This window comes from Pseudomonas sp. O39, from assembly GCF_045447295.1.
In the GTDB taxonomy this organism is placed as follows: Bacteria; Pseudomonadota; Gammaproteobacteria; order Pseudomonadales; family Pseudomonadaceae; genus Aquipseudomonas; species Aquipseudomonas antarctica_A.
The window spans coordinates 378,828-402,985 of record NZ_JBJGXV010000001.1 but is presented as its reverse complement, the minus strand read 5'-3'; the positions used below and the strand labels follow the sequence as shown (position 1 = coordinate 402,985).

The 24,158-nt window shown below is 59.7% G+C and carries 21 protein-coding genes; 11 read left to right on the top strand and 10 right to left on the bottom strand.

What is annotated here, in order from left to right; translation table 11 throughout:
* Positions 1-66: 66 nt before the first annotated feature.
* From hisA to ACI77D_RS01700, 3 genes are all read left to right on the top strand, one after another.
* Positions 67-816 carry a 1-(5-phosphoribosyl)-5-[(5-phosphoribosylamino)methylideneamino]imidazole-4-carboxamide isomerase gene (gene hisA, locus ACI77D_RS01710; RefSeq protein ID WP_020299544.1) on the top strand — a complete coding sequence of 250 codons (750 nt, stop codon included), beginning with the start codon at positions 67-69 and terminating at the stop codon, positions 814-816.
* A gap of 79 nt (positions 817-895) precedes the next feature.
* Entirely contained in the window at positions 896-1,666 is a 771-nt protein-coding gene (hisF, locus tag ACI77D_RS01705; protein ID WP_064450246.1) for an imidazole glycerol phosphate synthase subunit HisF, read from the top strand.
* A 66-nt stretch (positions 1,667-1,732) separates the two neighbouring features.
* Positions 1,733-2,488: an ABC transporter substrate-binding protein gene (locus ACI77D_RS01700; protein WP_064450247.1), complete on the top strand. Its 756-nt coding sequence runs from the start codon at positions 1,733-1,735 to the stop codon at positions 2,486-2,488.
* Positions 2,489-2,983: 495 nt separating this feature from the next.
* On the opposite strand, the gene ACI77D_RS01695 is transcribed toward ACI77D_RS01700, so the two are convergent.
* The 4 genes from ACI77D_RS01695 to gpmI all read right to left on the bottom strand — a co-directional run bounded on the left by ACI77D_RS01695 (position 2,984) and on the right by gpmI (position 8,186).
* A complete protein-coding gene (locus tag ACI77D_RS01695) occupies positions 2,984-3,757 on the bottom strand; it encodes a divergent polysaccharide deacetylase family protein (RefSeq protein WP_064450248.1) in 774 nt (257 codons plus the stop codon).
* A 1-nt stretch (position 3,758) separates the two neighbouring features.
* Positions 3,759-5,075, bottom strand: a complete 1,317-nt coding sequence (locus ACI77D_RS01690) for a S41 family peptidase (RefSeq protein ID WP_064450249.1) — start codon at positions 5,073-5,075, stop codon at positions 3,759-3,761.
* Between the two features lie 30 nt (positions 5,076-5,105).
* Positions 5,106-6,401, bottom strand: coding sequence for a murein hydrolase activator EnvC (locus tag ACI77D_RS01685; protein WP_064450250.1), 1,296 nt, complete (start codon positions 6,399-6,401; stop codon positions 5,106-5,108).
* A gap of 258 nt (positions 6,402-6,659) precedes the next feature.
* Complete coding sequence (gene gpmI / locus ACI77D_RS01680; protein ID WP_407015933.1) at positions 6,660-8,186, bottom strand: 2,3-bisphosphoglycerate-independent phosphoglycerate mutase; 1,527 nt, start codon at positions 8,184-8,186, stop codon at positions 6,660-6,662.
* A 151-nt stretch (positions 8,187-8,337) separates the two neighbouring features.
* Here gpmI and ACI77D_RS01675 point away from each other — a divergent pair, with 151 nt between their 5' ends.
* From ACI77D_RS01675 to secB, 3 genes are read left to right on the top strand one after another with little or no spacing between them, the layout of a single operon-like run.
* Positions 8,338-8,751: a rhodanese-like domain-containing protein gene (locus tag ACI77D_RS01675; RefSeq protein ID WP_064450252.1), complete on the top strand. Its 414-nt coding sequence runs from the start codon at positions 8,338-8,340 to the stop codon at positions 8,749-8,751.
* Between the two features lies 1 nt (position 8,752).
* A complete protein-coding gene (grxC, locus tag ACI77D_RS01670) occupies positions 8,753-9,007 on the top strand; it encodes a glutaredoxin 3 (RefSeq protein ID WP_064450253.1) in 255 nt (84 codons plus the stop codon).
* A gap of 42 nt (positions 9,008-9,049) precedes the next feature.
* A complete protein-coding gene (secB, locus tag ACI77D_RS01665; protein WP_064450254.1) occupies positions 9,050-9,529 on the top strand; it encodes a protein-export chaperone SecB in 480 nt (159 codons plus the stop codon).
* Between the two features lie 119 nt (positions 9,530-9,648).
* Here secB and ACI77D_RS01660 read toward each other — a convergent pair whose 3' ends face one another.
* Complete coding sequence (locus ACI77D_RS01660) at positions 9,649-10,104, bottom strand: tRNA (cytidine(34)-2'-O)-methyltransferase (protein WP_065930799.1); 456 nt, start codon at positions 10,102-10,104, stop codon at positions 9,649-9,651.
* Between ACI77D_RS01660 and ACI77D_RS01655 the strand changes: the two genes are divergently transcribed.
* Positions 10,103-10,543 carry a hypothetical protein gene (locus ACI77D_RS01655; protein ID WP_407015932.1) on the top strand — a complete coding sequence of 147 codons (441 nt, stop codon included), beginning with the start codon at positions 10,103-10,105 and terminating at the stop codon, positions 10,541-10,543. The genes ACI77D_RS01660 and ACI77D_RS01655 overlap by 2 nt on opposite strands.
* A 712-nt stretch (positions 10,544-11,255) precedes the next feature.
* Here the strand turns inward: ACI77D_RS01655 and ntrC are convergent.
* From ntrC to ACI77D_RS01640, 3 genes are all read right to left on the bottom strand, one after another.
* Positions 11,256-12,692, bottom strand: coding sequence for a nitrogen regulation protein NR(I) (gene ntrC / locus ACI77D_RS01650; RefSeq protein WP_407015931.1), 1,437 nt, complete (start codon positions 12,690-12,692; stop codon positions 11,256-11,258).
* Positions 12,689-13,774, bottom strand: coding sequence for a nitrogen regulation protein NR(II) (gene glnL / locus ACI77D_RS01645; protein WP_056860661.1), 1,086 nt, complete (start codon positions 13,772-13,774; stop codon positions 12,689-12,691). Before glnL ends, ntrC begins: the two co-directional genes overlap by 4 nt.
* A gap of 387 nt (positions 13,775-14,161) precedes the next feature.
* The gene (locus ACI77D_RS01640; protein WP_407015930.1) at positions 14,162-14,698 is read right to left on the bottom strand and encodes a chorismate mutase; all 537 of its coding nucleotides are present in this window, start codon (positions 14,696-14,698) and stop codon (positions 14,162-14,164) included.
* Between the two features lie 425 nt (positions 14,699-15,123).
* On the opposite strand from ACI77D_RS01640, the gene ACI77D_RS01635 reads away from it, so the two are divergent.
* Positions 15,124-15,363, top strand: coding sequence for a DUF6124 family protein (locus ACI77D_RS01635; RefSeq protein ID WP_128589494.1), 240 nt, complete (start codon positions 15,124-15,126; stop codon positions 15,361-15,363).
* Positions 15,364-15,432: 69 nt separating this feature from the next.
* On the opposite strand, the gene glnA is transcribed toward ACI77D_RS01635, so the two are convergent.
* The gene (glnA, locus tag ACI77D_RS01630; RefSeq protein WP_017138628.1) at positions 15,433-16,839 is read right to left on the bottom strand and encodes a glutamate--ammonia ligase; all 1,407 of its coding nucleotides are present in this window, start codon (positions 16,837-16,839) and stop codon (positions 15,433-15,435) included.
* A 333-nt stretch (positions 16,840-17,172) separates the two neighbouring features.
* Here glnA and thiI point away from each other — a divergent pair, with 333 nt between their 5' ends.
* Both thiI and typA read left to right on the top strand, forming a co-directional pair.
* Positions 17,173-18,627, top strand: coding sequence for a tRNA uracil 4-sulfurtransferase ThiI (thiI, locus tag ACI77D_RS01625; protein ID WP_064450259.1), 1,455 nt, complete (start codon positions 17,173-17,175; stop codon positions 18,625-18,627).
* A gap of 139 nt (positions 18,628-18,766) precedes the next feature.
* On the top strand, positions 18,767-20,587 hold the full coding sequence (gene typA, locus ACI77D_RS01620; RefSeq protein ID WP_064450260.1) for a translational GTPase TypA: 1,821 nt from the start codon (positions 18,767-18,769) through the stop codon (positions 20,585-20,587).
* 359 nt (positions 20,588-20,946) lie between these two features.
* On the opposite strand, the gene ACI77D_RS01615 is transcribed toward typA, so the two are convergent.
* Positions 20,947-21,381, bottom strand: a complete 435-nt coding sequence (locus ACI77D_RS01615; protein WP_064450261.1) for a YkgJ family cysteine cluster protein — start codon at positions 21,379-21,381, stop codon at positions 20,947-20,949.
* Between the two features lie 236 nt (positions 21,382-21,617).
* Here ACI77D_RS01615 and ACI77D_RS01610 point away from each other — a divergent pair, with 236 nt between their 5' ends.
* Positions 21,618-24,068, top strand: a complete 2,451-nt coding sequence (locus tag ACI77D_RS01610) for a glycogen/starch/alpha-glucan phosphorylase (protein WP_064450262.1) — start codon at positions 21,618-21,620, stop codon at positions 24,066-24,068.
* The last annotated feature ends 90 nt before the right edge of the window (positions 24,069-24,158 follow it).

The window sequence follows — 24,158 nt, the reverse complement described above, 5'->3', positions numbered from 1 at the left end:
ACTTAATACGCGTGCTTGCTTGCAGCTTATAGCTCGCAGCTTGCAGCTCTTTGACGAAGGAAAAGCATGCTAATTATCCCCGCTATCGATCTCAAGGACGGCGCTTGTGTCCGCCTGCGCCAAGGCCGCATGGAAGATTCCACCGTGTTCTCCGATGACCCGGTGAGCATGGCTGCCAAATGGGTGGAAGGGGGCTGCCGTCGTCTGCATCTGGTGGACTTGAACGGCGCCTTCGAAGGCCAGCCGGTCAATGGCGAAGTGGTCACTGCCATCGCCAAGCGCTACCCGAACCTGCCGATCCAGATCGGTGGCGGTATCCGCTCCCTGGAAACCATCGAGCACTACGTCAAGGCCGGCGTGAGCTACGTGATCATCGGCACCAAGGCCGTGAAAGACCCGGCGTTCGTCGCTGAGGCCTGCCGCGCGTTCCCGGGTAAAGTGATCGTGGGCCTGGACGCTAAAGACGGTTTCGTCGCCACCGACGGCTGGGCTGAAATCAGCACTGTCCAGGTGATCGACCTGGCCAAGCAGTTCGAAGCTGACGGCGTGTCCGCCATCGTTTATACCGACATCGCCAAAGACGGAATGATGCAGGGCTGCAACGTACCGTTCACGGCTGCGTTGGCTGCGGCCACCAGGATTCCGGTTATCGCTTCCGGTGGCATTCACAACCTGGGCGACATCAAGTCGCTGCTGGACGCCAAGGCCCCCGGCATCATCGGCGCTATCACAGGCCGCGCGATTTATGAGGGCACGCTGGATGTGGCCGAAGCCCAAGCGTTTTGTGATGGCTACGCGGCCAGCTCCAAGTCGTAAGCTATAAGCTGCAAGCAAAAGCAAATCCGCTTCTACTTGCAGCTTATAGCTTGAAGCTTCTTAATCGGAGATTAAGTCTATGGCTTTAGCCAGACGCATCATCCCTTGCCTGGACGTCGACAACGGTCGCGTGGTCAAGGGCGTCAAGTTCGAGAACATCCGCGATGCCGGCGACCCGGTGGAAATCGCCCGTCGTTATGATGAGCAAGGTGCCGACGAGATTACCTTTCTCGACATCACCGCCAGCGTCGACGGCCGCGACACCACGCTGCATACCGTCGAGCGCATGGCCAGCCAGGTGTTTATCCCACTGACCGTCGGCGGTGGCGTGCGCACCGTGCAAGACATCCGCAACCTGCTCAACGCCGGCGCGGACAAGGTCTCGATCAACACCGCTGCCGTGTTCAACCCGGAGTTCGTCGGCGAGGCCGCGCAGCACTTCGGCTCGCAGTGCATCGTGGTCGCTATCGACGCCAAGAAAGTCTCTGGCCCGGGCGAAACCCCGCGCTGGGAGATTTTCACCCATGGCGGTCGCAAGCCGACCGGCCTGGACGCGGTGGAATGGGCGATGAAGATGGAAGGCCTGGGCGCCGGTGAAATCCTGCTGACCAGCATGGACCAGGACGGCATGAAAAACGGCTTCGACCTGGGTGTGACCCGCGCCATCAGTGATGCACTGGGTATCCCGGTGATTGCGTCCGGCGGCGTCGGCAACCTGCAGCACCTGGCCGACGGCGTGATCGAAGGTCACGCCAGCGCGGTGCTGGCAGCGAGCATTTTCCACTTTGGCGAATACACCGTTCCCGAGGCCAAGGCCTACATGGCGGCGCGCGGTATCGTCGTTCGCTAAACGCTGCTGGACACCATGGCAGGCGCGCGGCACTCTCTGCGCTTGCCATGGATTCCGGTAGCCTTCATGTTCAAGACCCTGCTGCTCGCTCTCGCCAGTACCTCCGTGCTCATCGCCGGTGCTGCCCACGCCGAAGAACCGTCCGACGCCTCCCTGGTGTTGCTGACGGAAAATTTCCCGCCTTACAACATGGCGAAAAACGGCAAGAACTTCGCCAAAGACGAGAACATCGAAGGCATCGCTGTGGACGTGGTGCGGGAGACTTTCAAGCGCGCCGGCATTTCCTACAACCTCACCCTGCGCTTTCCTTGGGAGCGAATCTACAAACTCGCCCTGGAAAAGCCTGGCTACGGCGTCTTCGTCATGGCCCGCCTACCGGACCGGGAAGCCCTGTTCAAATGGGTCGGCCCTATCGGCCCGGACGATTGGGTGATGCTGGCCAAAGCCGACAGCAAGATTCAACTGGACGACCTCGAGCACGCGCGCCGCTACAAGATCGGCGCATACAAGGGCGATGCCATTGCCGAGTCCCTGGAAAAGCAGGGCCTCAACCCACTGGTGGTGTTACGCGACCAGGACAACGCGAAAAAGCTCATGGACGGCCAGATCGACCTGTGGGCCACCGGTGACCCGGCCGGGCGTTATTTGGCGCGCCAGGTGGGGGTGACGGGGTTGAAGACGGTCCTGCGCTTCAACAGCGCCCAGCTCTACCTCGCATTGAACAAGGACGTACCGGACGAGTTGGTGGCCAAGCTTCAGGCCGCGCTGGACCAACTGCGTAAAGATGGCGTGGTTGATGAGATCATGGCCCGTTACCTGTAACTGGCAGGAGGCAATTGTGGGAGCTGGCTTGCCTGCGATAGCGGTCTTTGAGTGACAAATATGCCAGCTGACCCACCGCTTTCGCGAGCAAGCCCGCTCCCACAGGTTTGACTGCATTCCAGATACAGCCCTGTCGTGCGCGGCAATCAGCAGGATGGCAATGCGACGGTCGTCGCCTCTGGATACACACGGGTCAAAAATGTGGGAGCGGGCTTGCCTGCGATGGCGCTCTTTCAGTGACAAATATGTCGGCTGACCCACCGCCATCGCAGGCAAGCCAGCTCCCACAGGGTTGACTGCATTTCAAATACAGCCCTGTCGTGCACGGCAATCAGCAGGATGGCCATGCGACGGTCGTCAGCCTCTGGATACACACGGTCAAAAATGTGGGAGCGGGCTTGCTCGCGAAAGCGCTGTGTCAGTCACTAAATCTGCTGACTGATGCACCGCTTTCGCGAGCAAGCCCGCTCCCACTTTGGTTCTTCGCCGTCGTATCTAACGGTAGATGCCGTTTTTGCCGTGGGCACTCATGGCCTGGTTGCTGCGTACGCTGATCATCAACTTGATATCAATCCAGTCGACGCCTTGGGCCTTGAGCTTGGGCAACTCGCGCTCAAGCACGGCCAGGGTCTGTGGATAAGGATGGCCGATCATCACCGCTGAACCCTGTTTGTGCGCCAGCTTGATCGCGGTTTGCAGCTGCGTGGTAATCGCCGCTTCGGTGCGTTCGTCATCGAGGAATACATCCCGCGAGACATGGGCCAGGCCGATCTTCTGTGCTTCGGCGGCCGCGACGGTTTGTGCGCTGGTGCGGCTGTCGACAAAGAACTTGTTACGCCGTTGCAGCTCGGCCATCAGCCAGGCCATGGCGGCAGGCTGGGCGGTCATGCGGCTGCCCATGTGGTTGTTGATGCCGGCGGTGTAAGGCACAGCCTTGAAGGCGGCGTCCAGGCGCTTGCCGAGTTCTTCGATGGGCAGGTCAGGGTGCCAGGCAAATGGGCCGGTGGCCGGGTCCATGGGCATGTGCAGGATCACGATTTTGCCGGCCTTGTGCGCCTCGCGAGCGAATTCGGCGGCGTGGGGTGTGTCGGGCATGATCGCCGTGGTCACCGGCCCGGGCAGGGCGAGCACGCGACGATCCCGGGGCAGGTTTTGCCCCAGGTCGTCGATGATGAGGGTCAGGTAGGCTTTGCGAGGCTCTTCGGCCGGAGTCGCATGGGCGACTCCGGCCAGGCTGCACAGCACAGCGATGATCAGGGCAAAACGCATATCAACGGCTGCGCGTAATGCTCAGGCCTTTAAGCAGGCTCAGTGCCTGGGCCAGTTGGTAATCATCGTCCTGTGGCATCGGCTTGGCTTTGGCGCCGCTGCCGGTCGGCTGGTCGGCGCCGCCGTTGCCATTGCCCAGGTGACCTTGCAGGTCCGCCTCTTTGTAGTACTCGCTGTCGATCTCGTTGGTGATCTTGGCTTTGCGTACTTCGATGTCCGGCACAATGCCCTGGGCCTGGATCGAGCGACCGTTCGGCGTGTAGTACAGCGCCGTGGTGATCTTCAATGCGCGATCGTTGTTCAGCGGCAACACGGTTTGCACCGAGCCTTTGCCGAAACTGGTGGTGCCCATCAGCACGCCGCGCTTCTGGTCTTGCAGGGCGCCGGCGACGATTTCCGACGCCGAGGCGCTGCCGCCGTTGATCAGCACAGCCAGCGGCACGTTTTCGCTGAGGTCATTGCCGGTGGCCGAGAAGCGCAGTTCGGAGTTGGCGATACGGCCCTTGGTGTAGACGATCAGGCCTTTGGTGATGAAGTGGTCGACCACTTCCACTGCAGACTGCAGCACGCCGCCCGGGTTGTTACGCAGGTCGAGGACGATGCCGTTGAGCTTCTTGCCGTTGTCTTTACGCAGCTTTGCCAGGGCCTTGGCCACTTCGTCGCCGGTCTTGACCTGGAACTGGGTGATACGGATATAGCCGTAGCCCGACTCCAGCAGCTGGCTCTTCACGCTTTTGACCGTGATGGTCGCGCGGGCCAGGGTCACGTCAAACGGGTTGCCGCCATCGCGCACCAGGGTCAGGGTGATTTTCTGGCCGAGCTTGCCGCGCATCTTGTCGACGGCTTCGGTCATGCTCTGGCCACGGGTCGGCTGGCCGTTGATCTTCACGATCAAGTCGCCGGCCTGGATGCCGGCCTTGGACGCCGGAGTGTCGTCGATCGGCGAGACCACTTTGATCTGGCCGTCTTCAGAGCCGACTTCGATGCCCAGGCCACCGAACTCACCGCTGGTGCTTTCCTGCAGCTCGGCGAAATCTTCCGGGCCCAGGTAAGCGGAGTGCGGGTCGAGGTTGCTGAGCATGCCCTTGATGGCATTTTCCAGCAGGGTCTTGTCGTCTACGGGTTCGACATAGGCTGCCTTGATCCGGTCCATGACCTCGGCAAAGGTGCGCAGCTCGTCCAGCGGCAGCGGCGCCTTGGTGGTCGCGGCTGTGGCAGCTTGTGCAGCCGGTGCAGCCTGGTCGGCAAAAGCCAGAGGCGCGCCGATCACCAGGGCGATCGTCAGGGCCAGCGAAGTGAGGCGGGACAAATGCAGCATGTCGAACGAACTCCTAATGTAGATGCGGCCCTATCCTTGGGAACGGCACCATTGTGCAGGGTCGCTCGGGCGGCCCTGCTGACGAATAGCGAAGTACAGCGCCGGAGTGTCCTGGCCGCCACTGTTACCGACAGTGGAGATGGATTCACCGGCTTTTACAACATCACCTGCCGACTTGAGTAAAGTCTGATTGTGGCCGTAAAGGCTCAAATAGCCATTACCGTGGTCAAGAATCACCAGCAAACCGGCGCCTCGCAACCAATCGGCAAACACCACACGCCCACCGTGGACGGCGTGGACCTGGCTACCGGCGGCAGCACTGATCATCACGCCATCCCACTTGGCGCGGGTGTCATCGCCACGGGTTTCACCGAAGCGTGCCAGTAGTCGACCATCAACAGGCCATGGAAGTTTTCCACGGGCTGAAGCAAAAGGTCCGCCAAAAGACTCGCCGCTGCTGGAAACCACTGGGCCAGGGGCTGCATGCGCCGGTTTACGCGGCGCTGGTGCGTCGCTCGTGGCGGCCAGCTCGGCCTCACGCTGGCGCTTTTTTTCCGCTTCCTGCTGGGCTATCAGCGCTTTTTGCCGCGCTTCTTCGGCCTCACGTGCCTGGCGGGCCAGTGTTTCTTCGATGGTTTTGAGGACTTTGCCCAGGTCGGCCTGGTCTTGCTCGCGGGCTTGCAGCTTGGCGTCGCGGGCTTTTACATCGTCATTAAGCTTGGCCAGGGCCTGCTGGCGTTCCTTGCGCACTTTGTCCAACTGATCGCGCTGGGTGTCGAGGGCGGTCTTCTGGTCGAGCAATTGCGACTGCTGGTCGGCTATTTCCTGTTCGACGTTGGCCAGTTGCCGCAGGGTTTCGTTAAAACCCTTCAATTGCGCCAGGCGTGCCTTGCTCAGGTAGTCGTAATAGGTGAGTGTGCGCGCGAATTTTTCCGGGTTCTGCTGGTTGAGCAGCAGCTTGAGGTATTCCTGGCGGCCGCTCTGGTAAGCGGCGCGGGCCTGGATCGCGATCAGGCGTTGCTGTTCAACGCGTGCGCTCTGGAGTTTTTTTTTCTCAGCGTCGAGTCGCTCCAGTTCCGACTCGCTCTTCTTTAATTCTTTTTGTAGCTCCTGGACCTGCTTCTCCAGCTTGCCCATCTCGGTTTCCGTGCCGCGCAGGTCTTTCTGCACCCCGGATTTCTCTTCCTGGAGCTTGCCGAGCAGCTTTTTAAGCTCGGTAATGTCCTGACGCGTAGCGTCCAACTGTTGTTGGGTTTGTGCGCGCTCATCGGCAAACGCCGGTTGGAGCAGGCAGACTAGAGCGAGGGTAATCAAGGCGCGAAGCATAGAGGCGGGCGACACCAGGGAAAGGGACGGCCTAGTATGCCCGCCAAGCGCCGCAAAAAAAACGCCCAATTCGGGCTGGAAGGCAAGATAGGTGCCGAGTGGCGGGCTTATGGCAAAAAGACATCTGCCAAACGCTGGAGATCAAATGTGGGAGGGGGCATGCCCCCGAAGGCGGTGAGTCAGTCAAATAGATGTCGACTGATCCACCGCTTTCGGGAGCAAGCCCCCTCCCACAAGGTTTTGCGGTGTGTTTTACCGTCAGACCAGGATTGAAGTGCCGGTCATCTCTTTCGGCTTCTCCAGCCCCATGAGCATCAACATGGTTGGCGCCACATCTGCCAGCACGCCGCCGTGCCGCACGTTGAAGTCGCGCTTGCCAACGTAGATGAACGGCACCGGCTCGGTGGTGTGGGCGGTATGGGCCTGGCCGGTGGATTCGTCGGACATCTGCTCGCAGTTGCCGTGGTCGGCGGTGATCAGTGCCTCGCCGCCGACTTTCTCCAGGGCGTCGACGATACGGCCGACGCACAGGTCCAGGCATTCCACTGCTTTTACAGCCGCTTGCAGATTGCCACTGTGGCCGACCATGTCGCCGTTGGCGTAGTTGACCACGATCACGTCGTAACGCTGGTGTTCGATGGCATCGACGATCTTGTCGGTGACTTCCGGCGCGCTCATTTCCGGCTGCAGGTCGTAGGTGGCGACTTTTGGCGATGGGATCAGGATGCGCTCTTCGCCCGGGAACGGTTCTTCACGGCCGCCGGAGAAGAAGAAGGTCACGTGCGCGTATTTCTCGGTTTCGGCGATGCGCAGCTGAGTCTTGCCGTTTTTCGCCAGGTAATCGCCCAGCACGTTTTCCAGGCTACCCGGGGCAAAAGCCGCCGGGGCCGGGATATTGGCGGCGTATTGGGTGAGCATGACGAACTCGACCTTCGGCTGGCGGGCGCGCTCGAAGTCTTTGAAGCTGGCATCGACGAACACGTGGCTCAGTTCGCGGGCACGGTCGGCGCGGAAGTTCATGAACACCACGGCATCGCCGTCTTCGACCTTGACCGGCTCGCCGAGGGTGGTGGCTTTGACGAACTCATCGCTCTCGCCACGCGCGTAGGCGGCTTCCAGGCCTTCCTGGGCGGTGGCGGCGTTGAATTCGGCCTGGCCGTCGACGATCAGGTTGTAAGCCTGGGAGACGCGGTCCCAACGGTTGTCGCGGTCCATGGCGAAGTAACGGCCGACCAGGCTGGCGATACGGCCCTTGCCGAGTGCGGCGAAGGTGGCGTCGAGCAGTTCGATGGACGATTGCGCGCTTTTGGGCGGGGTGTCGCGGCCGTCGAGGAAGGCGTGCAGGTAAATCTTGTCTGCGCCGCGCTTGAAGGCCAGCTCGGCCATGGCGACCAGGTGGTCCTGGTGGCTGTGAACGCCGCCGTCGGACAACAGGCCCATGAAGTGCACGGCCTTGCCGGCTGCGACTGCTTTATCCACCGGCGCGCAGATGGTCGGGTTCTCGAAGAACTCGCCGTCGCGGATCGATTTGGTCACGCGTGTGAAGTCTTGGTATACCACTCGTCCGGCGCCGAGGTTCATGTGGCCGACTTCCGAGTTACCCATCTGGCCGTCCGGCAGACCCACGTCCATGCCGGAACCGGAGATCAGGCCGTTGGGTACGGTGGCGGTCAGGCGGTCCAGTACCGGCTTGTTGGCCGAGTACACGGCGTTGTCGTGGTGGCTTTCACTGTGTCCGAAGCCATCGAGAATTATCAGGACCAAAGGTTTAGGCGTAGTAGTCATAGATCCTCTCGCGGCGGTAATAAAGGAAGGCAATCTAAAAGGGAGTAGCAGTTTAAAGCGAAGTTCCGACCACGTCACCGCTTTACGGGGGTTGGCCGCCCCTGACGGCTGTGTATACTTACCGCCATTTTAACGCCCTGGAACCTCCTTGATGGTTGATCACCTGATTGCATTTGCCACTGCCCACTACCTGCTCGCGGGTGCCTTCGTCATCCTGCTGGCGCTGCTGATCGCTCATGAAATGAGCCGCGGTGGCCGCAGCCTGAGCACGTCGGAGCTGACCGCGCTGGTCAACAAGGATGAGGCCGTTGTCGTGGATATTCGCCCGGTCAAGGATTTCGCTGCCGGTCATATCGTCGGCGCACTGAACATTCCACAGGACAAGCTGATCGCACGCCTGGCCGAGCTGGAAAAATACAAAGCCAAGACCATTATTCTGGTCGACGCCCAAGGCCAGCACGCCGGCACCCACGCCCGCGAGATGCTCAAGGCCGGTTTCACCGCCGCCAAACTGTCCGGTGGTATCGGCAGCTGGAAGGCCGATAACCTGCCGCTGGTGAAGTGATATGAGCCAGGTTGTCGTGTATTCCAGCGATTATTGCCCCTACTGCATTCGGGCCAAGGCCCTGCTTGAGAAAAAGGGCATTGCCTTCGAAGAGATCAAGGTCGACGGCAAGCCGCAGGTGCGCGCCGAGATGACCAAAAAAGCGGGACGCACTTCCGTGCCGCAGATCTGGATCGGCGCCAAGCATGTCGGTGGGTGCGATGACCTGTTCGCTCTGGAGCGCGCCGGTAAACTCGATGCGCTGCTGCTCGTCTGACTCCAAAACCCTAAAAGACCCCAAGATCAAGAAGGATCTGCGATGACTGACCAACAGAACACCGAAGCAGCGCAAGAGCAAGGCCCACAATTCTCGCTGCAGCGGATCTACGTGCGTGACCTGTCGTTCGAAGCGCCGAAAAGCCCGGCCATCTTCCGTCAGGAATGGACGCCAAGCGTTGCGCTGGACCTGAACACCCGTCAAAAGGCACTGGAAGGCGACTTCCACGAAGTCGTGCTGACCCTGTCGGTCACCGTCAAGAACGGCGAAGAAGTCGCTTTCATCGCTGAAGTGCAACAGGCTGGTATCTTCCTGATCCAGGGCCTGGACGAAGCGTCCATGAGCCACACCCTGGGTGCGTTCTGCCCGAACATCCTGTTCCCGTATGCCCGTGAGACCCTGGACAGCCTGGTCACCCGTGGCTCGTTCCCTGCGCTGATGCTGGCTCCGGTGAACTTCGATGCCCTGTACGCTCAAGAGCTGCAGCGCATGCAACAGGAAGGTTCGTCGACCGTTCAATAAGTCGATGCGCTAAAAATGTGGGAGGGGGCTTGCCCCCGATTGCGGTGTGTCAGCTGAATAGGTGTTGGCTGACCCACTGCTATCGGGGGCAAGCCCCCTCCCACATTTGTTATGCGGTGTTATTTGAAACCGAGCTGGCGCCAGCCTTCGTAGACGGCAACAGCCACGGTGTTGGACAGGTTCAAGCTGCGGCAGCCCTCGCGCATCGGCAAGCGCAGGCGATGGCCCTCGGGCAGTGCGTCGAGCACCTCGGCCGGCAGGCCTCGGCTTTCCGGGCCGAACAGGAAGGCGTCGCCTTCGGCAAAGCTGGCATCGTGAAATGGCCGCGAACCCTTGGTGGTGAACGCGAACAGCCGTGGGTGGCCCAGGCTTTCCAGGCAGCTTGCGAGGTCGGCGTGGCGCTTGAGAGTGGCGTACTCGTGGTAGTCCAGCCCGGCGCGGCGCAGGCGCTTGTCGTCCATGTCGAAGCCCAGGGGCTCGATCAAATGCAGGTGGCAGCCACTGTTGGCGCACAGCCTGATAACGTTGCCGGTATTCGGCGGAATTTCTGGTTGAAAAAGGATGACGTGAAACATGCACGGCTCCGAAGGCAAAGATGCGCTGCATTCTACCCCCGAAGATGACCCAAGACCGAAGCTATTGCCGAAGGTCATGGGCTCATTGGTGATTGTCGGTTTGATGATCGGCCTGATGATCGGCCGCCTGACCACCCCCGACCCGGTTGAGTTGCAGCAGGTAGAGACAGCTGCGGACAGCGTGGTGGTGTGGTTCAACAGCGAGCCCAAGCTGCACGGCGAACATATCGACGGCACCGTGGCGCTGCTGTTCGACGCGCAAGGCAACGCCGCCAGCGGGCAACTCAAGGTCAATGACAACGATGTGAATTGGCGCATCCGCAAGACCGATGGCGGCTTGCTGCTGAACCTGGTGGCGGCTCGGCCGTTGCGCGGGGAGTGGAAAGGCGAGAAGGCCGAGGGCCGCTGGCGGTTGGAGATCCTTCTCCGAGAGCAATAAAAGAGGGAATTCCCGGCCTGCCTGTACCAAGGTTCCCAAAACGGGCTGGGGCTATGGGCGCTGCGCCGCATAAGCCCCGGGTGTAAAGAAGGGAGTTCCCGGCCTGCCTGTACCAGGGCTCCCAAAACGGGGTGAAGCCTTACAAGGCTTCGGTATTAAAGAGGGAATCCCCGGCCTGCCTGTACCGAGGTTCCCGAAACGGGTGTGGGGCACGACGCAGTTCGCATCAAGCACCCCGGGTGTAAAGAGGGGATTCTCGGCCTGCCTGTACCGAGGTTCCCGAAACGGGTGTGGGGCACGACGCAGTTCGCATCAAGCACCCCGGGTGTAAAGAGGGGATTCTCGGCCTGCCTGTACCAAGGTCCCCGAAACTGGGTAGTACAAGGGTTATTGCAGGGCGCGTGCCAGAGTTTGCAATGTGTGCCAAAAAAAATTTCCAGAATGCGCAAAGCCCCGGAATACGGGGCTTTGGTGTTTTTGCGATTTGATTTTTTCTTGATTCGGCGGGTGTTTCAGGCTGGCTGGATGTGCGCGATGCTAGTTCATGGTGCATTGAAGCGGTGCACAGTCCTGGAACTTTGTGGAGATCCAAATGTGGGAGCGGGCTTGCTCGCGAAGGCGGTGTGTCAGTCAATACATCTGCTGACTGACACACCGCCTTCGCGAGCAAGCCCGCTCCCACAGGGGATCTTCAGTGGATCAGGAAGAGGTGTTAAGCCTCATCACCCTCATCATCATCCCCGCCATCCACCTTCATCCCCAGCTCCTTGATCTTGCGCGTCAGGGTATTGCGGCCCCAGCCGAGCAGCACAGCGGCGTCGCGGCGGCGGCCGGCGGTGTGCTTCAAGGCGGTTTCGATCATGATTCGCTCGAAGGCCGGTACGGCGCTGTCCAGCAGGTTCGACTGGCCGCGTGCCAGGGCCTGGTCGGCCCATTGGCGCAGCGCCTGCTCCCAGTTGGTTACCGGTGCCGAGTCCTGCGGCAAGCTCAACAGCTCCGGCGGCAGGTCGCTGATATGCACCTCACGCCCGGATGCCATTACCGTGATCCAGCGGCAGGTGTTCTCCAGCTGGCGCACGTTGCCCGGCCATGGCAGGTTCTTCAGGTATTCCTCGGTCTCGCTTTTGAGCAGCTTCGGCTCGACGGCCAACTCTTGGGCGGCGCGGCTGAGGAAGTGGCGGGCGAGAGTCGGGATGTCTTCGCGGCGGTCCGACATACGTGGGATGTGGATACGGATCACGTTCAGACGGTGGAACAAGTCCTCACGGAATTTGCCCGCGTGCACCAGGGTTTCGAGGTTCTGGTGCGTCGCCGCGATGATGCGCACGTCGACCTTGACCGGCGTGTGCCCGCCAACGCGGTAGAACTCGCCGTCGGCCAATACGCGCAGCAAGCGAGTTTGGGTGTCGGCCGGCATATCACCGATTTCATCGAGGAACAGCGTGCCGCCGTCCGCCTGTTCAAAGCGGCCACGCCGCAGGTTGGCGGCGCCGGTGAACGCGCCTTTCTCATGGCCGAACAGCTCGGACTCCATCAAGTCCTTGGGAATCGCCGCCATGTTCAGCGCGATAAACGGCGAGGCCGCCCGTGGGCTGTGACGGTGCAGTGCATGAGCCACAAGCTCTTTACCGGTACCCGACTCGCCGTTGATCAACACGGTGATGTTGGAGTGGCTCAAGCGCCCGATAGCGCGAAACACTTCCTGCATCGCCGGCGCTTCGCCGATGATTTCCGGGGTGCGGGTCAGGGCGGGAGGGACTTCCTGGTTCTGCTGTTCCTGGGCGTGCTGGTTGGCGCGCTTGACCAGCGCCACCGCCTCGTCCACGTCGAATGGCTTGGGCAGGTACTCAAAGGCGCCGCCCTGATAGGACGCGACAGCGCTGTCCAGGTCCGAGTGGGCGGTCATGATGATCACCGGCAGGCGCGGGTGCTGCTCGCGGATGCGCGCCAGCAAGTCCAGGCCACTGGCGCCGGGCATGCGGATGTCGGAGATGATCACGTCCGGCTGTTGACGCGCCAGGCGGCTCATCACCCCGTCGGCGCTGTCGAAGCTTTGGGTGGTCATGCCTTCCTGTTGCAAGGCTTTCTCGAGGACCCAGCGGATAGAACGGTCGTCATCGACGATCCAGACGGTTTCACTACGGCTCATGTCGATGGGGCTCCTTGTTCCAGAGGCAGAAAGATCGAGAACGTGGTGTGGCCAGGATGGCTTTCACATTCGATCAAACCCTGGTGCTGGCTGATGATGTTCTGGGTAATGGCCAGGCCCAGCCCGGTACCGTCCGGGCGGCCGCTGACCATGGGAAAGAAGATGGTTTCCTGCAATTCCGCAGGTATGCCCGGGCCGTTGTCGATGATCTCGACTTTGGTCACCAGGCGATGGCGCACATGGCCGATCGTGAACTGGCGCAGGGCGCGGGTGCGCAGGCTGATGCGGCCCAGGCGCAGCTCGTTCTGGCTGCTGATGGCCTGCATAGCGTTGCGCACGATATTGAGCACCGCCTGGATCATCTGCTCGCGGTCGATCAATACATCGGGAATGCTCGGGTCGTAGTCGCGTACGAGGGTGATGCAGCCCTGGCTTTCGGCTTCCACCAACTGGCAAACGCGCTCCAGCACCTCGTGCACGTTGGTCATGGCCAACGATGGCAACTTGTTGGAGCCGAGCATGCGGTCCACCAGGTTACGCAGGCGGTCGGCTTCCTCGATGATGACGTTGGTGTAGTCCTTGAGGTGCTCCTCCGGCAGTTCGCGCGCGAGCAGTTGCGCCGCGCCGCGAATCCCGCCCAGCGGGTTCTTGATTTCATGGGCCAGGCCGCGCACCAGCATCTTGCTGGTTTCCTGCTTGGACAGCTGCGCTTCTTCTTTGGTGATGCGCAGCAAGCGGTCGCGGGGGTGCACTTCGAGCAACAGCAATGTCGCGCCGTTGCTCAGGATCGGGGTCACGGCGTAGTCGACGGTCAGCGTCTGGCCGGTAAGGGCGGTGAGCATCGCTTCACGCTTGGTGAACGGGTGTGCCTGTTCCACCGCCTGGCGCAACGAGCTCAAGGCTTCGGCCGACTCGGTGAACAATTCGCTGATGAACTGCCCATGGCTGCGCTGGCCGCTGATGGCCAGGAGCATCTCCGCCGCCGGGTTCATGTACTCAAGACGCAGGTCGTCATTGAGCAGAATGGTCGCGGTGGTCAGGTTGTCGAGTAACAAACGGTGCAGTGCATCGCTAATGGTCATCAGGACCTCTTTTGGAGCAAGGCGCGGGCTTGAGGCACACGCTGATACAAGGAAAATGCAAAAACCAAACCAAGGCTCCGAAAAGAAGCGTTAAAGCCCTGAAATAGGCATTTAAGGCGCGAAACTGTGGCGTTCTGCCAGCTTGTTCGGGAAGAATCGAACCAAAATGGGCTGGACAGGTGGGAAGCGTGCAGGCTATCGCACCAATATAGTGCGGTTTTGTGAAAGTTGTTCAGGAAGGCTTGGAAGGCGCAACTGAATCCACCGAGTCCAAATGTGGGAGCGGGCTTGCTCGCGAAGGCGGTGTGTCAGTCAACACATGTATCGACTGATTCGCCGCCTTCGCGAGCAAGCCCGCTCCCACAGTTTTGATTGGGTTTGCAGGCTTTAACCTTTGTAGATGCACAGCTCGGCGGTGGCGCGGATCATTGCCAGTTGGCGCAGCGGATCATTCTGCGGCTCATGCACGGCGGTGGCCAGCCACTGCGGGCACTGTGGGTCGGTGCGCTGGGGGGTAAAGTCAGCCAGTTGCTGGAGCAGGCGTTTTTGCAGTTGGTCCAGTTGCGGGCGAATTTGCTTTACCAGGTCTGGGCGCGGGTCGTCGGGCGCTTTGCCTTGGAACTGCCAGTCGGATAGATGGGTGTATTGCACCAACTTATTGGCTTCGATCTGTGCCGAGAAAAATTGCTCGGCGGCGGCGGGGTCCAGTTTGTAAGTAGGCGCCTGGGCGACGACGCTGGCGATCACGTCCTCTTCGCGCTTCTTGTCCTCTACGGGCTTGTGGCTGTCCCATTTGCTCAGGGCCACCTGGTCGGCAATCTCCAGGCGTTCGGCGATGCTGTTGAGCAGAGGCTCCAGCGTGGGCGGCGCGGCGCTCGCACTGGCGCTGATAAATAACAAAGCGAATACAAGTCGATGTTTCAAAGCGGATCTCCTGTGGGAGCTGGCTTGCCTGCGATGCGGGCAACTCGGTACAGCAGGTATACCCAGCTGATGCTATCGCAGGCAAGCCAGCTCCCACATTTTGATTGGGTTTGCAGGTTGGGGCCGGTGTCAGCCAGAGGCTACCTTAGCTTGCGTGCTTGCCTACAGGTGAGCCAGAATCCGCCGGCTTGTACGGCTGGCTTGTCGTCTCTAAGGTTGCTCGGTCGCTGCTCATCAGCGATCAGGTTTAGTAGCCTGAGGGTTAAGTTAAGTCGTACCACTCCGACCTTCATGGCGGCTGTGCGTAGGGCACCTTCGGGTGCGCCGGCTTTTGCTTAACTTCCCCGGTCTACTAACCTGCGCATAGCTGCCACCCTATCGTTTAGTAGCGAGTCGATGGCGGCCTCATTCGAGGAAGTTAAGACATGTTCAAACCAACTCCAAATCCACCTCCATCCGTCTTCACCGTCGATCCCGGCAGCGATGACGAGTCCCTGCTGGTCAACAGCTTCGAAGCCTTCTCCTCAGTCAGCACCTTGTTGCTTGATTTGTCCGAGGCGCTGGAAGGCAAACACCGCGATACCGTACTGGCGATTCATCAGCTCAGTGCTCTCGGCACCTTGATGGTTGGAAAAATGCTCGACCGCCACGCCCCGGCTCGCTAAACGCCAGGCAAAAAAAAGACCTCCCGAAGGAGGTCTTTTCGTCACGCCACGTTAAGCGGCGCTACCGGATCAGCAGCTGTAGTACAGCTCGTATTCCAGTGGGTGTACGAAGGTGCGTACTTTGATTTCTTCTTCGCTTTTCAGCTCGATGTAGGCATCGATGAAGTCGTCGCTGAATACGCCGCCTTTGGTCAGGAACGCGCGGCCCTTGTCCAGCTCTTCCAGGGCTTCTTTCAGGCTGCCGCACACTTGTGGGATCTCTTTGGCCTCTTCAGGCGGCAGGTCGTACAAGTTTTTGTCGGCAGCGTCGCCAGGGTGGATCTTGTTCTGGATACCGTCCAGGCCAGCCATGACCAGGGCCGCGAAGGCCAGGTACGGGTTGGCTGCCGGGTCCGGGAAGCGAGCTTCGATACGGCGAGCGCGCGGGCTGGACACGTAAGGAATACGGATCGAGGCGGAGCGGTTACGCGCCGAGTAGGCCAGCATTACCGGTGCTTCGAAACCTGGCACCAGACGCTTGTAGGAGTTGGTCGACGGGTTGGTGAAGCCGTTCAGGGCCTTACCGTGCTTGATGATACCGCCGATGAAGTACAGGGCAGTGTCGGACAGGCCGGCATAACCTTCGCCAGCGAATGTGTTCTTGCCATCTTTAGCGATGGACAGGTGAACGTGCATACCCGAACCGTTATCGCCATACAGCGGCTTAGGCATGAAAGTAGCGGTACGGCCGTAGGCATCAGCCACGTTGTGTACGCAGTACTTCAGGGTCTGAACTTCGTCAGCCTTGGCAACCAGGGTGTTGAACTTCACGCCGATTTCGTTCTGGCCCGCAGTCGCCACTTCGTGGTGGTGAACTTCGATGACCAGGCCCATTTCTTCCATGGCGTTGCACATGGAGGTACGGATTTCGTGGTCGTGGTCGAACGGCGGAACCGGGAAGTAGCCACCTTTGATGCCTGGACGGTGGCCTTTGTTGCCGCCTTCGATGTCCTGGTCGGACATCCACGAACCCTGTTCGGAGAAGATTTTGAACATGGAGCCGGAGATGTCGGACTTGAACTTGACCGAATCAAAGATGAAGAATTCTGGCTCCGGACCTACGAATACGGTGTCGCCGATACCGGTCGACTTCAGGTATTCCTCGGCGCGCTTGGCGATCGCACGTGGGTCGCGGTCGTAGCCTTGCATGGTCGAAGGCTCGATCACGTCGCAGACGATGATCAGGGTTGGGTCTTCGGTGAACGGGTCGAGAACGGCAGTGCTGTCGTCCGGCATCAGGATCATGTCGGAAGCTTCGATGCCTTTCCAACCGGCAATGGAGGAACCGTCGAACATTTTGCCTTCTTCGAAGAAAGCATCATCCAGCGCGTCGCGAGCCGGCATGGTCACGTGGTGCTGAGTACCTTTAGTGTCCGTGAAGCGCAGATCTATCCATTTAACGTCATGATCTTTGATGAGTTGAACCGACTTCGACATGGTGTCCTCCGGGTGGCTTCGGGCTGGATAGTGGAGTTAGCCCTTAGAATGTGGGTGATGCCGGCGCGAATACTCGACCAAGGCAACCTGCCTCACAAGAGAGCAAATTGCATGCCAGTGCGCCAACATGGCCTTTTTGCCTCAAAATCGCCCCTATAACGGTGCAATCCGCTGAAACGGAATAAATCACGCACTGCAATGTAGCGCTAATTCACATAAATGACCCGTTTTGGTGCGCGCTGCGTGTGATGCATATTAACTGGTTAAACCTTGAGCGATTTCCGCTATAATCCGCGCCCCCCTTTTTCAGCAGGCCCGGCGCGCGCTGTTTCCATGAAATTAATCGTTAAAGTGTTCCCCGAAATCACCATCAAAAGCCGACCGGTACGGATGCGTTTCATCCGTCAGTTGGCCAAGAACATCCGTGCCGTGCTCCGTGACCTGGACCCGGCTGTGGTGGTGAATGGCGTGTGGGACAACCTCGAGCTGGAAACCCGTATCACCGATGCCAAAGCCTTGAAGGACATGACCGAGCGCCTGAGCTGCATGCCGGGCATCGCGCATTTCCTGCAGGTGGATGAGTACCCGCTGGGCGACTTCGACGACATCACCGAGAAGTGCAAACAGCACTTTGGCAATGAGCTTGAAGGCAAGATTTTTTCGGTGCGCTGCAAGCGCGCCGGCAAGCACACCTTCAGCTCCATGGACGTCGAGAAATACGTTGGCAGCAAGCTGCGTCGCGAGTGCGGCGCCGCCGGAATTTCCCTGAAAGCGCCGCAAATTGAAGTGCGCATGGAAATTCGCGACCAACGGTTGTTTGTGATTCACAGCCAGCACAACAGCATCGGCGGCTACCCGCTGGGTGCCCTGGAACAGACCCTGGTGCTCATGTCCGGCGGTTTCGATTCCACGGTAGCGGCCTACCAGATCATGCGCCGCGGCCTGATGAGCCACTTCTGCTTCTTTAATCTGGGCGGGCGTGCACATGAATTGGGCGTGATGGAAGTCGCGCACTTTATCTGGAAGAAGTACGGCAGCTCCCAACGCGTGCTATTTGTAAGCGTGCCGTTCGAGGAAGTGCTGGGCGAAATTCTCGGCAAAGTCGATAACAGTCATATGGGCGTAGTATTGAAGCGTATGATGTTGCGCGCTGCGTCCCGAATCGCCGATCAGTTGCAGATCGACGCGTTGGTGACCGGTGAAGCGATCTCCCAGGTCTCCAGCCAGACGCTGCCGAACCTGTCGCTGATCGACTGCGTGACCGAGAAGCTGGTGCTGCGCCCGCTGATTGCCAGTCACAAGCAGGACATCATCGACCTGGCCGAAGAAATCGGCACGGCGGATTTCGCCAAGCACATGCCTGAATATTGCGGGGTCATCTCGGTGAACCCCAAGACCCACGCCAAGCGCAACCGCGTGGAGTACGAAGAACAACAGTTCGACATGGCGATTCTGGAGCGTGCGCTCGAGAACGCTAAAATGGTCCCGATCGATCGCGTAATCGAAGAATTGGGCCAAGACGTGCAAATCGAAGAAGTCAGCGAAGCCCTGGCCGGCCAGATTATCGTCGACATCCGTCACCCGGATGCCGCCGAAGATGAGCCGCTTGAAATCGCTGGCATCGACGTGCAAACGCTGCCGTTCTACGCATTGAACGCGCGTTTCAAGGAACTGGATAACAGCCGTCAGTACCTGCTGTATTGCGACAAAGGCGTGATGAGTCGCCTGCATGCCCACCATTTGCTCAGTGAGGGGCATGCCAATGTGCGCGTTTATCGACCGAGCTAAGAGCCCGGGGCTGTTTGCCTGTGGCCTGCGTCACCGGCCCCCCGACTCTGCCGTCAAGCTGTAACGGCAAGGCCTGACTCTACTGTTAATCGCTGCCACGACCTGTCAGCACACCGAATCCTCTGATCGAGATACACAAGTGATCGAAAATCTACGTAACATCGCCATCATTGCTCACGTTGACCATGGTAAAACCACCCTGGTAGACAAACTCTTGCGTCAATCCGGCACCCTGGAGCGCAACGAGCTCAACGACGAGCGCGTGATGGACTCCAACGACCAGGAGAAAGAGCGCGGTATTACCATCCTGGCGAAAAACACCGCCATCAACTGGAACGGCTACCACATCAACATCGTGGACACCCCGGGCCACGCCGACTTCGGCGGCGAAGTTGAACGCGTAATGTCGATGGTTGACTCCGTTCTGCTGCTGGTTGACGCTCAAGACGGCCCTATGCCGCAAACCCGTTTCGTGACCAAGAAGGCTTTCGAAGCCGGCCTGCGTCCGATCGTGTGCATCAACAAGGTTGACCGTCCAGGCGCACGTCCGGACTGGGTTCTGGACCAGATTTTCGACCTGTTCGACAACCTGGGTGCAACCGAAGAGCAGCTTGATTTCCAAGTGATCTACGCCTCTGCCCTGAACGGTATTGCCGGTCTGGAACACACCGCCATGGCGGAAGACATGACCCCGCTGTACCAAGCGATCGTTGACCACGTTCCACCACCGAAGGTTGACCGTGAAGGCCCGTTCCAGATGCAAATCTCGGCACTGGACTACAACAGCTTCCTGGGTGTTATCGGCGTTGGCCGTATCGCTCGTGGTAGCGTCAAGCCGAACACCCCGGTTGTGGCTATCGGTGCTGACGGCAAGAAGCGTAACGGTCGTATCCTGAAGCTGATGGGTCACCACGGTCTGCACCGTATTGACGTTGAAGAAGCTTTCGCAGGCGACATCGTGTGCGTAAGCGGTATGGACTCGCTGTTCATCTCCGACACCCTGTGCCAGCCGGACACTGTCGAGGCGATGAAGCCTCTGACCGTTGACGAGCCAACCGTTTCCATGACCTTCCAGGTAAACGACTCGCCTTTCTGCGGTAAAGAAGGCAAGTTCGTGACTTCCCGTAACATCAAGGAACGTCTGGACAAAGAGCTGCTGTACAACGTTGCTCTGCGCGTTGAAGAAGGCGACTCGGCTGACAAGTTCAAGGTTTCCGGCCGTGGTGAGCTGCACCTCTCGGTACTGATCGAAACCATGCGTCGCGAAGGCTTCGAAATGGGCGTTGGTCGTCCAGAAGTGATCATCCGCCAGGTTGACGGCGTGAAGCAGGAACCGTTTGAAGACGTGACCATCGACACCCCGGAAGAATCCCAGGGCAAGGTCATGGAAGAGATGGGCCTGCGTCGCGGCGACCTGACCAACATGGTGCCGGATGGCAAAGGCCGTGTGCGTCTGGAATACAACATCCCTGCTCGTGGTCTGATCGGTTTCCGTAACCAGTTCCTGACCCTGACCAACGGTGCTGGCATCCTGACCTCGATCTTCGATCGCTACGACACCATGAAGTCCGGCGACATGTCCGGCCGTCAGAACGGTGTTCTGGTATCGGTAGAAACCGGTAAGGCACTGACCTACTCCCTGGAAACTCTGCAGGCGCGTGGCAAGCTGTTCGTTGAGCACGGTCAAGAGATCTACAACGGTCAGATCGTTGGTCTGAACAGCCGTGACAACGACATGGGCGTCAACCCAACCAAAGGCAAGAAGCTCGACAACATGCGTGCTTCGGGTAAAGACGAAACCATCGCTCTGGTTCCACCAGTGAAGTTCACTCTGGAACAAGCCCTGGAATTCATCCAGGACGACGAGCTGTGCGAAGTTACGCCTAAGTCGATCCGCCTGCGTAAGAAGATCCTGGACGAAGGCGAGCGTACCCGCGCTGCCAAGAAAGCCAAGAACTGAGTTAACTCAGGCTGAATGAAAAACGCCCCCGGTCGAAAGGCCGGGGGCGTTTTTTTATGCCTGTAGTTTTTGTGGTGACTGTGCCGGCCTCATCGCGGGCAAGCCCGGCTCCCACATTTTGGATTTGTGAATGCATTCAAATGTGGGAGAAAGCCAAGAACTGAGTTAACTCAGGCTGAATGAAAAACGCCCCCGGTCGAAAGGCCGGGGGCGTTTTTTTATGCCTGTAGTTTTTGTGGTGACTGTGCCGGCCTCATCGCGGGCAAGCCCGGCTCCCACATTTTGGATCTGTGAATACATTCAAATGTGGGAGCTGGCTTGCCTGCGATGAGGCCCTTGAGGGCACTACAAAATCCGGATCAGAACTTGTCGAGCGTCTTGAACGTGGTTTCGCGCACCACTTCCTTCGGCTTGTACGCACAATACCCCGGGCGCGGGCCGATTTTCGGGTGGTTGCGGCAGGTATCCGGGCGCTTGTCATAAATAGTGCAGAAGCGCGTCTTACGATCCAGGTACAGGCAATCGTTGTTGCTCATGCGCTGCAGGGTAAAAATCTCGGATTTGGAGTTGTAGCGCTCGACGATGCCTTCTTTCTGCAAACGCTTGGCGATGTTCTTCGGCGGGTCGCCGCGTTCGAACTCATCGACGATGCCAATGCGGATCAGGTCCTTGATCTTCACCTCAACCGGCAGCGTGCAACAGCTGGACACGCAGCCACCGCACATGTGGGCGGAATATTTCTGCCAAGTCTCGAGACGGTCGAGTTCCGCGGCGGCGATCAGTTGAGGCTTCATCAGGGTTCCAAGGTGGGGCGCTATCTGGGCGCGCGATAATACCGGGATTGATGATTTTTTGAACAGTATTTTGCGGTTTTCAGCCCGAAGGCTGCTCAACCACCGATCGGGCACGACCCCTGCATCAATTTCCCGCAAAGGTGAATGAGTTAAAAAACTGCCGAACGAGCACGTTCACCGTCTGTCAGACCGACTAGGCTCTAGCAACTCCTTCAATCTCGCCCGAGGTCGCACCGATGTCTCAGGAACCGCTTGCACGAGAAGCAGAGGTAGCCGCATTCCGCGATGCTGTCTTGACCAAACTCACTTACGCGGTGGGTAAAGACCCCGACCATGCCTTCGACCACGACTGGTTTGAAGCCATTGCCCTGGCCGCCCGCGACCAGATGGTCGACCACTGGATGGACCATACGCGACGTATTTACCGCAAAGGCCAGAAGCGGGTTTATTACCTCTCCCTGGAATTCCTCATCGGCCGCTTGCTCTATGACAGCCTGAGCAACCTCGGCGTGTTGGAGATTGCGCGCGAAGCCCTGTCCGAACTGGGCGTCGACCTGGAACGCATCCGCCTGCTGGAGCCCGATGCGGCGCTCGGCAACGGCGGCCTTGGCCGCTTGGCGGCCTGCTTTATGGAAAGCATGTCCACCTTGGGCATTGCCGGCCACGGTTACGGCATTCGCTATGAGCACGGCTTGTTCCGCCAGGCGATTGTGGATGGCTGGCAACAGGAGCAGACCGAGCGCTGGCTGGACTTCGGCAACCCGTGGGAGTTTGAGCGGGCCGAAGTGATTTACCCGATCGGTTTTGGCGGCAGCGTCGAAACCCTGCCGGACGCCTCCGGCAAGCTCATCCAAGTGTGGACGCCCAACGAAACCGTGCGCGCCGTTGCTTATGACACCCCGGTGGTCGGCTGGCGCGGCGCCAGCGTGAACACCCTGCGTCTGTGGCGTGCACGGGCCGTGGAGGACCTGCACCTGGAGCGTTTCAACGCCGGTGACCACTTGGGCGCCGTCGCCGAAGTGGCCCGCGCCGAAAGCATCTCGCGTGTGCTTTACCCGGCCGACAGCACCGAAGCAGGGCAGGAACTGCGCCTGCGCCAGGAATACTTCTTCGTTTCCGCATCGCTGCAAGACTTGTTGCGCCGCCACAAAAACATGCACGGCTCGGTGCTCAGCCTGGGCGAGCACGCTGCCATCCAGCTCAATGACACCCACCCATCCATCGCCGTGGCCGAGCTGATGCGCCAGTTGGTGGACCTGCACGACATCCCGTGGGAAGCCGCGTGGGACGTGACGGTTGAAACGCTTTCCTACACCAACCACACCTTATTGCCGGAGGCGTTGGAAACCTGGCCTGTCGGCCTGATGGAGCGCATGCTGCCGCGGCACATGCAAATCATCTACCTGATCAACGCCCAGCACATTGACTCGCTGCGGGCCAAGGGCATCCACGATTTCGACGTGCTGCGCGCGGTGTCGCTGATCGAAGAAGACAACGGCCGCCGCGTGCGCATGGGTAACCTGGCGTTCCTCGGCTCCCATAGCGTCAACGGCGTGTCCGGTTTGCATACCCAACTGATGCGCAGCACGGTGTTCTCCGAACTGCACAAGCTGTACCCGGAGCGCATCAACAACAAAACCAACGGCATCACCTTCCGCCGCTGGCTGTACCAGGCCAACCCCAAGCTTACCGAGATGCTGGTGGAAGCCTTGGGCCCGGACATTCTCGACACCATGGAAACCCGCCTGACGGAGCTGGAAACCTTCGCCGAGAAGCAGGTTTTCCGCAAAGCCTTCGCCGAACAGCGCCTGCACAGCAAGCGCGCACTGGCCGAGATCATCCACGAGCGCCTGGGCATTTCGGTGAACCCGGCGGCGATGTTCGATGTGCAGGTCAAGCGGATCCACGAGTACAAACGCCAACTGCTGAACCTGCTGCACACCGTGGCCTTGTACCAGGCAATCCGCGCCGAGCCGGGCACCGATTGGGTGCCCCGCGTGAAAATCTTCGCGGGCAAGGCGGCCGCGAGTTATCACCAGGCCAAGTTGATCATCAAACTGACCAATGACATCGCCCGCACCGTGAACAACGACCCCACCGTGCGCGGTTTGCTCAAGGTAGTGTTCTTGCCCAACTACAACGTCAGCCTGGCGGAAAGCATCATTCCGGCGGCGGACTTGTCGGAGCAGATTTCCACTGCCGGTTTTGAGGCCTCGGGCACCAGTAACATGAAGTTCGGCCTCAATGGCGCGCTGACCATCGGCACCATGGACGGCGCTAACGTGGAGATGCACGAGCGCGTGGGCGCCGAGCATATGTTTATCTTCGGCCTCAGCGCCGAACAAGTGGAAGCCCGCAAGCACGCTGGTGAATTCCACGCCGGGCCGGAAGTGGCAGCCTCCCATCGTCTCAACGATGTGTTGCAAGCGATCCGCGGCGGGGTGTTCTCGCCGGATGATCCGGGCCGTTATGTGGGCTTGATCGACGGCCTGATCGACTACGACCGCTTCCTGGTGTGTGCCGACTTCGACTCCTACTGGGATGCCCAGGCGCGTGTCGAGGCGCATTGGCACGACTCGAAGGCGTGGTGGCGTTCGGCGGTGCTCAATACGGCGCGCATGGGCTGGTTCTCGTCGGACCGGACGATCCGCGAATACGCCACCGAGATCTGGAAAGCGCTCGACTAAGCACCGCAGTAAAAAGTGTGGGAGCGGGCTTGCTCGCGAATGCGGAGGGTCAGTTAACAAATATGTCGACTGGCACCCCGCTTTCGCGAG